General features: G+C 37.1%; 10 protein-coding genes. 6 read left to right on the forward strand and 4 right to left on the reverse strand.

All coding sequences use genetic code 11. From position 1 onward, the window contains the following. Window positions 1-385: 385 nt before the first annotated feature. From tig to MTO68_RS02805, 4 genes are all read left to right on the forward strand, one after another. On the forward strand, window positions 386-1,717 hold the full coding sequence (gene tig, locus MTO68_RS02790) for a trigger factor (RefSeq protein ID WP_004726530.1): 1,332 nt from the start codon (window positions 386-388) through the stop codon (window positions 1,715-1,717). Between the two features lie 189 nt (window positions 1,718-1,906). Next, window positions 1,907-2,518 (forward strand): ATP-dependent Clp endopeptidase proteolytic subunit ClpP, encoded by a 612-nt coding sequence (gene clpP, locus MTO68_RS02795; RefSeq protein ID WP_004726532.1) that lies wholly within the window; start codon window positions 1,907-1,909, stop codon window positions 2,516-2,518. 36 nt (window positions 2,519-2,554) lie between these two features. Beyond that, on the forward strand, window positions 2,555-3,865 hold the full coding sequence (clpX, locus tag MTO68_RS02800; RefSeq protein WP_034609735.1) for an ATP-dependent Clp protease ATP-binding subunit ClpX: 1,311 nt from the start codon (window positions 2,555-2,557) through the stop codon (window positions 3,863-3,865). A gap of 164 nt (window positions 3,866-4,029) precedes the next feature. Next, on the forward strand, window positions 4,030-4,779 hold the full coding sequence (locus tag MTO68_RS02805) for a DUF2846 domain-containing protein (RefSeq protein ID WP_004726536.1): 750 nt from the start codon (window positions 4,030-4,032) through the stop codon (window positions 4,777-4,779). Between the two features lie 60 nt (window positions 4,780-4,839). On the opposite strand, the gene MTO68_RS02810 is transcribed toward MTO68_RS02805, so the two are convergent. The 4 genes from MTO68_RS02810 to MTO68_RS02825 all read right to left on the reverse strand — a co-directional run bounded on the left by MTO68_RS02810 (window position 4,840) and on the right by MTO68_RS02825 (window position 8,132). Then, window positions 4,840-5,373 (reverse strand): DUF2059 domain-containing protein, encoded by a 534-nt coding sequence (locus MTO68_RS02810; RefSeq protein ID WP_096732970.1) that lies wholly within the window; start codon window positions 5,371-5,373, stop codon window positions 4,840-4,842. Between the two features lie 57 nt (window positions 5,374-5,430). Next, window positions 5,431-5,964 carry a DUF2059 domain-containing protein gene (locus MTO68_RS02815; RefSeq protein ID WP_004726539.1) on the reverse strand — a complete coding sequence of 178 codons (534 nt, stop codon included), beginning with the start codon at window positions 5,962-5,964 and terminating at the stop codon, window positions 5,431-5,433. Window positions 5,965-5,974: 10 nt separating this feature from the next. Further along, window positions 5,975-6,523: a hypothetical protein gene (locus MTO68_RS02820; RefSeq protein ID WP_244014927.1), complete on the reverse strand. Its 549-nt coding sequence runs from the start codon at window positions 6,521-6,523 to the stop codon at window positions 5,975-5,977. A gap of 82 nt (window positions 6,524-6,605) precedes the next feature. After that, on the reverse strand, window positions 6,606-8,132 hold the full coding sequence (locus MTO68_RS02825; RefSeq protein ID WP_244014929.1) for a fumarate hydratase: 1,527 nt from the start codon (window positions 8,130-8,132) through the stop codon (window positions 6,606-6,608). A gap of 265 nt (window positions 8,133-8,397) precedes the next feature. On the opposite strand from MTO68_RS02825, the gene MTO68_RS02830 reads away from it, so the two are divergent. Further along, complete coding sequence (locus tag MTO68_RS02830; RefSeq protein ID WP_244014931.1) at window positions 8,398-9,009, forward strand: class I SAM-dependent methyltransferase; 612 nt, start codon at window positions 8,398-8,400, stop codon at window positions 9,007-9,009. A 279-nt stretch (window positions 9,010-9,288) separates the two neighbouring features. After that, window positions 9,289-11,499: a TonB-dependent siderophore receptor gene (locus tag MTO68_RS02835; protein ID WP_244014933.1), complete on the forward strand. Its 2,211-nt coding sequence runs from the start codon at window positions 9,289-9,291 to the stop codon at window positions 11,497-11,499. Window positions 11,500-11,601: the final 102 nt, after the last annotated feature.

Genomic DNA, 11,601 nt, shown 5'->3' on the forward strand with positions numbered 1-11,601 from the left:
ATTCTTATTGTTTATTGCATCTGTTTGAAATTGAAATTGTCGATGGTTTTAAATGTTTATGATGAGAAAATGAATTAAAAATGTATTGAAATTTCACTTAACTTTTTGAATTTTATTTATTTAATTTTATTTCCAGATATTTCAAAATGTAAATAAATTTATTCTAATGTCACTAAAGTATTTGAATTTGGTAAATTCATAAAGAAATACAAAATTTTTATTTTGTCATTGAGTCGAAGATAATTTATTAAAAAAAGCGCCACAATGAGAAAATCAGTGACCGAAATAAAATGATTTACACAGGTGTTTTGTATATATTCAAATGTTGTCATATAATGTGGCACTTTTTGAAAAACTGTAATTATTAAATTCTATCGAGGAAGCCATGCAAGTAACTTCTGAAGCGGTTTCGGGCGTTGCCCGTCGTTTAAATGTATCTGTACCGACGAGCCGTATTAACGAGCAGTTTGAAGCTCGCTTGAAACGCACTGCCAAAACTGTGAAGATCAACGGCTTCCGTCAAGGTAAAGTGCCAGTAAACGTTGTACGTCGTGAATACGGCGCTGGTATTTACCAAGAAGTTGTAAACGACATCATTCGTGACACAGTATTTGAAGCAATTCAACAAGAAAAAATCAACGCTGTTGGTATGCCAAACATCGACAAAGTTGAAAACAAAGATGATGCTTTAGTTTATCAAGCTACAGTTGAAGTTTATCCTGAAGTTGAAGCTAAATTTGAAGGTCTTGAAGTATCACGTAAATCATCTGAAGTAACAGATAAAGACGTTGATGCAATGCTTGAAAATCTTCAAAAGCAACGTGCTGAATGGACTGAAACTAAAGGCATGGCTAAAAAAGACATGCAAGTGACTTTCGATTTTGAAGGTACTGTTGATGGTGAGAAGTTTGAAGGCGGTGCTGCTGAAGACTTTAAACTTGTTTTAGGTTCTGGTCGTATGATCCCTGGCTTCGAAGACGGTATCGTTGGTATGAAGAAAGGCGAAGAGAAAGTGATTGATGTAACTTTCCCTGAAGACTACCAAGCTGAAAACTTAGCAGGTAAAGCGGCTCAATTCAAAATCACAGTTAAACTTGTTGAAAAACAAAAACTTCCTGAAATTGATGCTGAATTCCTTAAAATCTTCGGTTTAACTGAAGAAGAAGGCGTAGAGAAATTAAAAGCTGACGTTCGCAAAAACATGGAACGTGAAGTAAAAAATGGCCTACGTAACCAAGTGAAAGGTGCAACTTTTGATGCACTTGTTGCTGCAAATGACGTAGAAGTTCCTGAATCTATGTTGGCTCAAGAAATTGATCGTCAACGTCAACAAATGATTCAACAATTTACTCAACAGTTTGGTGCTCAAGGTGCTAAAGCATTTGACAGCAGCATGCTTCCTGATGAATTGTTCAAAGAACAAGCTGAAAAAGCAGTTAAACTTGGTGTATTGGTAAGCAAAGTATTGGCTGACGCTAAACTTGAAGTAGACCAATCACGTGTTGATGCTTATATCGAAGATATGGCTTCTTCTTATGAAGATCCGACTGAAGTGATCGAATATTTCAAAACTGATAAGCAACAACGTGCTCAAATTGAAGGCGTAGTGTTAGAAGATCAAGTTGTTGATCATATCTTAGCTGCTGCTAAAGTAACTGATGAAGTTGTTAGCTATCAAGATTTGTTAAAAGAGCAACAAGCGCGCCAACAAGGCTAAGTTGTTTGATCTAAAAAAAGGCGCTTTGGCGCCTTTTTTTATGAGCTTAAACATGGATTTAATCATTCCATTCACAATACTTATGCAAAAAATATCTGATATTAAGTTGGGAATATTTTGCATTTTCAGCAATTATCCCTCATATTGTGAACATGAGTGAAGTAACAAGAATTCAGGAATAAATAACGTATGTATGTTCCATCAATTGAAAGCGCTTTGGTGCCAGTAGTCGTAGAACAATCTTCACGTGGTGAGCGTTCTTTCGATATTTTTTCACGTCTTTTACGTGAACGTGTGATTTTTTTAACTGGTGAAGTTGAAGACAACATGGCGAATCTTATTGTCGCGCAAATGTTGTTTTTAGAAGCTGAAAATCCAGATAAAGATATCCATTTATATATCAATTCACCTGGTGGTTCAGTGACTGCTGGTATGGCAATTTACGATACGATGCAATTTATTAAGCCTGATGTCGTGACCTATTGTATGGGTCAAGCTGCATCTATGGGGGCTTTCTTATTAAATGCTGGTGCAAAAGGTAAGCGTTATTGCTTGGAAAATGCGCGTGTGATGATTCACCAACCATTGGGTGGTTTCCGTGGTCAAGCATCGGATATTGAAATTCATGCACGTGAAATTTTATTCATCAAAGAACGTTTAAATCGTTTAATGGCTGAACATAGTGGTCAAGATTACGAAACTGTCGCGAAAGATACAGATCGTGATAATTTTATGACTGCACAGCAAGCAAAAGAATATGGTTTAGTGGATCAGGTATTAAGTAAACGACCTCAAGACTAAACATTTATAGATAAGATTTAAGAATTTGGAGTGAAAATGTCCGATCTTCCTCAAGGACAAAAGCATTGTTCATTTTGCGGTAAAACGCAGTCTGAAGTCGGTAAGCTGATCGCAGGCGAGGACGCATATATTTGTAATGAATGCGTGGATGTGTGCTTAGACTTAGTGCAAACGAGTCAACAGGTGGAAACAGGCGATTGGGCAACACGTCCATTGCCAAAACCACATGAAATTCGTGCGGCTTTGGACCAGTATGTAATTGGTCAAGACACAGCAAAGAAAACACTTTCAGTTGCAGTGTATAACCATTACAAACGTTTAAAAGTATCACAAACAGGTCACAAGCCTAAAGATGCCGTTGAAATTGCTAAAAGTAATATTTTGCTGATTGGACCGACAGGTTCAGGTAAAACATTGCTGGCACAGACACTTGCGCGTTTGCTTGATGTACCTTTTGCAATGGCTGATGCAACAACTTTGACCGAAGCTGGTTATGTTGGTGAAGATGTTGAAAACATTATTCAGAAACTTTTGCAAAAAGCGGATTACGATGTAGAAAAAGCACAAAAAGGCATTATCTACATTGATGAAATTGACAAGATTACCCGTAAATCTGAAAACCCTTCGATTACACGTGATGTGTCTGGCGAGGGCGTGCAACAAGCATTGTTGAAAATGATTGAAGGTACGGTTGCGTCAATTCCGCCTCAAGGTGGACGTAAACATCCACAGCAAGAGTTTATTCAAGTCGATACTGCAAATATCTTGTTTATCTGCGGTGGTGCATTCTCTGGTCTTGAAAAAGTTGTGCAACAACGTCAAGAAAAAGGTGGCATTGGCTTCACCGCAGACGTAAAGAATAAAGACGATAGTAAGAAAGTATCTGAATTATTCCGTCAAGTTGAAGCTGCAGATTTGGTGAAATTTGGTTTAATTCCAGAATTCATTGGTCGTTTACCTGTGATTGCAACACTTGAAGAGCTTGATCAAGAAGCCTTGATGCAGATTTTAACAGAACCAAAAAATGCATTAACGCGTCAGTATCAATATCTTTTTGAGATGGAAAATGTAGACCTTCTTTTTGAAGACTCTGCTTTACGTGCGATCGCGAAAAAAGCGTTAGAGCGTAATACAGGTGCGCGTGGTCTGCGTTCTATTTTAGAAAATGTATTGCTTGAAACCATGTATGACTTACCAAGTCGTTCAGACATTGGTACTGTGATTATCAATGAAGCAGTGATTAACGATAAAGCTGCACCAGAGTTCAAATCTGAACGTCAACCAAAGCATGAAAATACTGAAGTTGAAAAAGTAGATTTGAAGGTATTGGATACAAAATCAGCTTAAAAGCTGGATTCTGATACATCCTCAGTGCAATTCATCTGAAACGTGCAAGTAGCTTGACTATTTGCACGTTTTTTATTTTTAAATGGTCATTGAAATGTTAAGCTGGCTGTAGACAATAGGGTTTATTAAAAACGAAAATAAAAAATACGCGGTGAGGGAAAATCATGCGTTACATCGGTCTAGTCGTTTTGATCAGTTGTGGGTTGGCAGCTTGTCAAAGTCATCAATCTGTTGAACAGCAACCTGCAAAAGTTGTTTCAACTTTAGATCCAATCGATTTCAAAAAAGAAGATTCGTTGGTTCATGAAAAGCTTGAACAATATAAAGTTGCATCATTCTCTACCGGATCTTGGGTCAATCAAAAGCCGGGGCAATACTTTAAGCTGGTTAAACCACAGAATCCTCAAGCTGCAATTGTGTATTTTTATCGACCAGACAGTCGTTGGAATAGACAAGAAATTATTCCAAACAATTTTTTTCTGAATGGTAAGAAAATTCCAAGCTTAATCAGTAATCATTATTACTGGATTGAACTGGCTGAAGGTGACTATAAATTAAGTCTCAGTCGCCCATTAACGGTTTTTCATTTCCAGAAACCCAAAGTTGCTTACTTCTCAGTGGAAGCTGGCGGGCAATATTTTGTCAAATATGAAGAAGAAAAATTTCGCGGTGGACCCAATGGTGAAGCAGGGTTATTACGTGTAGGGCCTTTAATGCAAATGCCTACCCGACAAGGACTCAAAGAAATTGCGATGACTCAATTGAAAACCCCTGGTCTTAATTTTGTCGCTGAAGTGACTGCAGATGGTCGTGTGATCAAACCTAAAGAAAAAATCAAAGGTGAACCGTACAAAGTGAGTGATGATGTGCATTTGGGGCAGCAGTTTAAACTTTGGAACCCAATGACTTGGTAATCTATCGCTAGAGGATGCTTGATATAGAAAAGAGAGCGGGGCTCTCTTTTCTTATTTGTTTTATTGAGTATTTGCGGCCTTTTTTAAAGCATCTAGTTTTTTAGTCACTTCTTTAAAGTCTTCAGATGCGGTTTGTACACTTTTAATCAGTTGGCTGTTCATGACTTTCATGGTTTCTTGAGCAACTTGAGGTGTTTTTTTCAAAATAGACTGTCCAATTGCACTTGAATAAAAATCAATTTGAGCTTGAACTTCTTCAGCACTGTATATGTCTTTATAAATCTTAAGATAAACAGGTTTGATTTGATCCCAAGCAATGGTTTTTTTACTTTGCTCATACATTTTGTCAGCAAGCTCATTGGCGACAATTTGTTCTTGTGGGTTGAGCTGATCTTTTTTTACCGTCATTTGAATGATTTGGTAAGCTTGTTGATCCAACTGAGGGCGAATTTGTTGTATGGTTTCTTGTAGCAGTTCATCAATATTCATGACTTTTAATAATTGTTGAACTTGTTGGTCTGAAGCGGGCGCTGCAAAAGCAAAATTTGTGCTGATACATGCGCTTGCAAGTAGTAAGTGTTGGAGTAATTTCATAAAATACCTATATAAGTTCTGGTTGTAATTCACATCATAAAATGGTTGAGTAAAAGCTTATTCAACTTGAAGAATTGGCTTTAAAATCGTTTCCATTTTTTCTTTCAGGGCTTTTTGATTTTCTACTTTTAGCATTTTTTCTTGAGAAAACTTTGCGGTTTCTTGCATGACTTCTGTCATAAGCGTGTTCATCTTTTGATTGATAGATTGTCCAATCGGTGTACTTAAAAAAGCGATATTGGCTTGAACTTCTTCTTCAGTAAAGGTCTTTTTAAATAATGATTTAAACATGTTGAGATATTCAGGGTCAGTCACCAGCTGTTGTTGAATATCACTATACAGCGCACTAATTTGTAGTGCTGCATTTTGCTGATCGATATTCAATGTTTGAGCCCCCGTCACTTGCCGAACAAGAGCTTCTGCTTGATCGTCAAAGTAGGGTTGCATATCACGAGTACTTTGTTTGAAAATCTCTGAGATATTGGAGAGCTGCATCAATTTGTCGACACTTTTATCTGTTGCTGGAGATGCAAAACTTGACACTGTGATACAGCATAAACTTAAAGTTAAAACGAACTGCTTAATTTTCATAGGTTTTCCATTATTTATTTTCATCTAAATGATGCAGTTGCTGAATAATTTCTCCAATTTTATTGCGATATTGTTGGATAAATTGAGGGTCATTGACTGCCTTATGAATAGCAGCATTGCTTTCTAGGAATATTTCTGTGTCAATATTGGCAAGTTTTGTGTACAGCTCTTGGCTTGATGTTGTATCACGCTGAGAGAGCATATCAATTTCTTGAGAACTTAACGATTCTAAAAGAATTTGTTTGGTTTGGGCGATAAATTGTGGATCTCGGAGAATATTTTCTGGTATTGCCTGATAAATCTCTACAATTTGAGGAATGATTTGTTTTTCTTTATCAGTGAGCTCTATTGTACTTGATCCGTTTTTGATTAGATTTTCTGCTTGATTTTGATAGATCCGTTTTGCACTTTCATTGTATTGTAGGCGCCATATTTGATTGGTAATGATACCTTGCGCTAATGGGTCAATGGCATCACTATCTGTGTTTGAGGCAAAACTTTGAATAGAGATCAAGCATACAAATAACCCAGAAAAAATAATATATTTTATAAAGTTCATGATCTGACTCAAAATAAAAAGCACTCTAATCATAGAGTGCTTTTTAAGTGATGCTCAAGCTTAATCTAAGCTTTAGATCAGATTATTGTGCAACAGCATCAACCACTGGGATTTTACCAATTTTGGCTTGCCAGATTTTTGGTGCAGTCGCATGAATAGAAGTACCATTGACATCAACTGCAACAGATACAGGCATGTCTTGTACTTTAAATTTGTAAATAGCTTCCATACCTAAGTCAGCAAATGCAACAACTTCTGCTTCACGGATGGCTTTAGATACTAAATAAGCAGCACCACCAACAGCCATCAAATAAGTTGCTTGATTGTCTTTGATCGCTTCAACAGCAGCAGGGCCACGATCCGCTTTACCGATCATACCGAACAAGCCTGTTGCTTCAAGGACTTGACGTGTGAACTTGTCCATACGTGTTGCTGTTGTTGGGCCAGCAGGGCCTACAACTTCATCGCCTACAGGATCTACAGGTCCCACGTAGTAAATGAATTTACCTTTAAGATCTACAGGTAACTGTTCGCCTTTATTCAACATGTCAACCATGCGTTTATGCGCAGCATCACGACCTGTATAGATGGTACCGTTCAATAATAATGTATCGCCCGGTTGCCATGAGTTCATTTCTTCCTGTGTGATATTGTCTAAGTCAACACGTTTAGATGTTGAAGTATCCCAAGTCACTTCTGGGTAATCTGAAAGTAAAGGCGCTTGAATATGTGCGATACCTGAACCGTCTAACTGGAAATGAGCGTGACGAGTTGCAGCACAGTTTGGAATCATACCGACTGGTTTACCAGCAGCATGGCAAGGGTAGTCTTTGATCTTGATATCAAGCACTGTGGTTAGACCACCAAGACCTTGTGCTCCGATACCCAATGCATTTACTTTTTCAAAGATTTCAATACGCAGTTCTTCGATTTGGTTCTGTGGACCACGGCGAAGTAACTCGTCCATATTGATTTCTTCCATGAGCGATTCTTTCGCAAGCATCATGGCTTTTTCAGCAGTACCACCAATACCAATACCGAGCATTCCTGGAGGACACCAACCTGCACCCATCGTTGGTACAGTTTTAAGTACCCAATCTACGATCGAGTCAGAAGGGTTAAGCATTGCCAGTTTAGATTTATTCTCTGAACCACCACCTTTCGCTGCAACAGTAATATCGACTTTATTGCCTGGAACGAGTTTGTAGTGAATTACAGCAGGTGTATTGTCTTTGGTATTTTTACGACCAAAAGCAGGATCTGCTAAAACTGAAGCGCGGAGTACGTTACTATTTTCTAAATAACCTTGGCGTACACCTTCATTGATCGCATCATCTAAGCTCATGGTTAAATCAAATTTAACATCTAAGCCCACGTCAACAAATACGTTAACAATACCAGTATCTTGACAGATTGGACGATGACCTTCTGCACACATACGTGAATTAATTAAGATTTGTGCAATTGCATCCTTTGCAGCTTGGTTCTCTTCACGATCATAAGCACGGCTCATCGCTTGGATAAAGTCTTGTGGATGATAGTACGAAATGAACTGAAGCGCGTCCTTGACCGATGTGATCAAGTCATCTTGTTTGATAATAGTTGTCATATCAAAAATCTCTTGAGCGGGCTGTTAGCTAGCGGGCTAAATTATACGTGATATTGCTTGTTTTGTGGTGGCTTAGATCTAATTTCAGCCTAAAGTTTTATGATTTTATTTGAGAAACTTAGCTTATATTTTGATTGATCAAGTCAACTTTTCTACTTTTTATATAAATGATGATAAAGCCGTATTGAAATAAATTTCAGATTTTACAGGGTGAGAAAAGCTCTATACTCTATTGAGTCAAAAGCTTGGGCTAAATAACAACAACATGGAAAACTATACGCATCTTGCGGAAAATATTATTGAAATTTATACAAAGTATGCTCGTGCATGGACTGAATTACGCGGGGAATTTCTTTATGAAAAAGCGTGGTTGGATCGCTTTTTAACTTTAATTCCCGCTCACTCCCATATTCTTGACTTGGGTTGTGGTTCAGCAAAGCCAATTGCAGCTTATTTGATTGAGCAAGCGAATACTGTGACAGGTGTTGATAGTTCTGATGTGATGATTGAAATGGCGAAACAGAATTTTCCTGATCACACTTGGATTTTAGCTGATATGCGAACAGTAGATTTAGATCGCAAATTTGATGCAATACTCGCTTGGGATAGCTTTTTTCATCTTACACCACAAAATCAGCGAGATATGTTTGAAATTTTTGATCAATATACAAAAGCTGGCGCTGCTTTAATGTTTACCAGTGGACCATCACAGGGTGAAGCGGTTGGAGAGATGTTTGGTGATGCGCTGTATCATGCCAGCTTATCATCCGCTGAGTATCATGAACTATTTAAAAAATATAATTTTGAAGTGATAAAGATGATTGCTGAAGACCGAGATTGTACAGGGCATACTGTTTGGTTAGCCAAGCGAATATAAAATACCTAGATGAAAATAAATTAAGCAATAAATAAAAAATATATAAAAATTTTAAGATTCTCAAATTAAGAGATTCATATATTTTAATTGTAAGTATTAAAGTTATCTTTTAGTTTAATTTCTAAATAAGTAAAAGCAATCTTAGTTAATTTAATTCACTTTTCACGTTTTATTTTTTTACCTATCATTATTTTGTAGTTAAATTAGCATGTTATTGTAAATTTTGGTGAGAAATTGTATTATAATGATAACTATTCTCATTATGTTTTCGGTGTAATTATGCCTTTTGTTAAAAAAAGCTTAACTTTAATGATGCTGTCGACGGGAGGGCTTTTCGTTTCCTCTTTAACATTTGCAAATACAGATAGCAGTGAAGAACAGAAAAAAAGCACAGCAACGCTTCCCACGATTGTCATTGAGGCAATGGCTGATGGGGATCCAATAAAAACATATGTGGACTATAAACAAGCCAATGTTACGAGAAATGGTTTAGATAAAAAAGATATACCTCAAACTGTTGATACAATTGATGTTTCGAAATATAAGCTTTATGGTGCAAATGACCTAAGTATCATGTTACAAGGTACACCAGGCGTTTCAACCAGCTATGATACAAGAAATGATGGAATCTCTATTCGTGGATTTAATGCTGATGAGAATGATATCTATCGTGATGGTGTGCGTGAAAGCGGGCAATACCGACGCAGTACTGCCAATGTTGAACGAATTGAAATTTTAAAAGGGCCAGCATCAGTACTATATGGACGAAGTTCGGGTGGTGGTGTGATTAATATGGTGACTAAAGTTGCTAATTTTGATTCAAAAAGTTCAGTTGGAGCTTATGTTGGTTCTTATGATAATGTTGGTGGAATCATTGATATTAATAAGGCACTCAATGATAACTGGGCTGTACGTTTGGTTGGTGAGAAGTCCGATACCAATAGCTTCCGTTCAGGGATTGGCTTTAATCAGGAGATGTTGTCACCAAGTATCACTTATCGTAGCGATGATGAAAAACTACTTTGGACGACCGAATTTACTTACGATAATTTAAATAGAACACCTGATCGTGGTCCAGTCTATAATGAACTGCCTGCTGGGGTTTCCATTAAAACAGGTTTTGCTGGAAGCAATGATAATATTGTTGATGAAACAAAATCATTTAGAACTGATCTGAAATATGAATTTGCACCAAATTGGAAATTCCATTGGGCATTGAGTCAGCGTGAATCTTTTCAGGATTTTGATAACTTCTTTAGTGGAACATGGTGTTCAGCAGCTGGGTTACAAAATGATGGCAAAACATGTAATTGGCAAGGAAAAATACGTCAAAACTATGCTTGGCAGCAAACCACCAATAAAACTTTAATGAATACCTTTGATATTACAGGACAGTTTAAAACAGGTGTTTTAGATCATAAAGTTATGTTTGGTAGTGATTGGTCAATTGAAAAAAGAGAGCCAATTCTTGGGAACTATTCAAGTGGTGATAAGGCGGGGCTTTATTATCGTTATGTCGATCCATTTAATACTTCTGATAATTATTTATCTGATGGTTGGTCTAAGCTCAATGGTTCTCGTCCAGAAGAAACTACACATAGTAAAACCGATGCAAGCTCTTTAAGTTTCTTCCTACAAGATCTAATCTCATTCAATGAAAAATATAAAATGATGCTAGGTCTCCGCTATGATAGTTATGATTTTGCAACCAATGATGTTCGTAATCAAAGTAAAAGATCATATCGAGATGATAGTGTAAGTCCAAATATTGGTTTCGTTTGGCAGCCTATAGAAAGTCAAAGTTTTTATACTTCTTATAGTAAAAGCTTTTCACCTTATGGTGGTCGAAAATTGTTAGGAGTAAGTACAACAGTAAATCCAAGTTTATATGATGCTGAGCCTCAATATAATGAGCAATATGAAATTGGGGTAAAAAGTGATTGGTTGGATGGTCGTTTAAATACTCAGCTTTCTATCTTTGATATTACTAAAAATAATATACGCTATCAGCCAGACGCGGTGAACAGACCGAACGAATGGGAAGTAGGGCAAAAACAACAATCACAAGGCGTAGAGTTTAGCTTTATCGGTCGAGTACTCGATAATCTCTATGTGCGAGGTGGCTATGGCTATACCGATGCGAAATGGAAAAGCGATAGTCGTACTGGTGTAAAAGAAGGAGATCTTTTAAACGGTAAAAAACTAGCAAAAGTTTCTGAAAATACAGGCAATCTATTTGTTCGTTATTTACCGACAGAGAAATGGTACGGCGAAGTGGGGGCGACTTATGTTGGTTCTTATTACACTACGGATAAAAATTTGATCAAAATGCCAGACTGGACTCGTGTCGATGCTGCAATTGGTTATAAAGATGATAAATGGGGCGCGACGGTTGCTGTGAATAATTTAACAGATAAAGAATACTGGCGTTCAGACTCTATGCCAGGTACTCCACGAAATTATTTATTCCGCGTGAACTATTTCTTCTAAGCTTTAATTTCATTGAAAATAAAGCTGTCTGATTGCCATAATAGCAATTGAATCGATGGGGATATCAGTATCATAAAGACTGATTTATGAATTTTTGGTCAG

This window comes from Acinetobacter sp. NyZ410 (assembly GCF_022828975.1).
GTDB lineage: Bacteria > Pseudomonadota > Gammaproteobacteria > Pseudomonadales > Moraxellaceae > Acinetobacter > Acinetobacter guillouiae.

Bases quoted from the DNA above. Each gene is read 5' to 3' on its own strand.
- MTO68_RS02820 (WP_244014927.1), bottom strand. From the start codon at position 6,523: ATGAACTTTATAAAATATATTATTTTTTCTGGGTTATTTGTATGCTTG.
- clpP (WP_004726532.1), top strand. From the start codon at position 1,907: ATGTATGTTCCATCAATTGAAAGCGCTTTGGTGCCAGTAGTCGTAGAA.
- clpX (WP_034609735.1), top strand. From the start codon at position 2,555: ATGTCCGATCTTCCTCAAGGACAAAAGCATTGTTCATTTTGCGGTAAA.
- MTO68_RS02825 (WP_244014929.1), bottom strand. From the start codon at position 8,132: ATGACAACTATTATCAAACAAGATGACTTGATCACATCGGTCAAGGAC.
- MTO68_RS02835 (WP_244014933.1), top strand. From the start codon at position 9,289: ATGCCTTTTGTTAAAAAAAGCTTAACTTTAATGATGCTGTCGACGGGA.
- MTO68_RS02830 (WP_244014931.1), top strand. From the start codon at position 8,398: ATGGAAAACTATACGCATCTTGCGGAAAATATTATTGAAATTTATACA.
- tig (WP_004726530.1), top strand. From the start codon at position 386: ATGCAAGTAACTTCTGAAGCGGTTTCGGGCGTTGCCCGTCGTTTAAAT.
- MTO68_RS02810 (WP_096732970.1), bottom strand. From the start codon at position 5,373: ATGAAATTACTCCAACACTTACTACTTGCAAGCGCATGTATCAGCACA.
- MTO68_RS02815 (WP_004726539.1), bottom strand. From the start codon at position 5,964: ATGAAAATTAAGCAGTTCGTTTTAACTTTAAGTTTATGCTGTATCACA.
- MTO68_RS02805 (WP_004726536.1), top strand. From the start codon at position 4,030: ATGCGTTACATCGGTCTAGTCGTTTTGATCAGTTGTGGGTTGGCAGCT.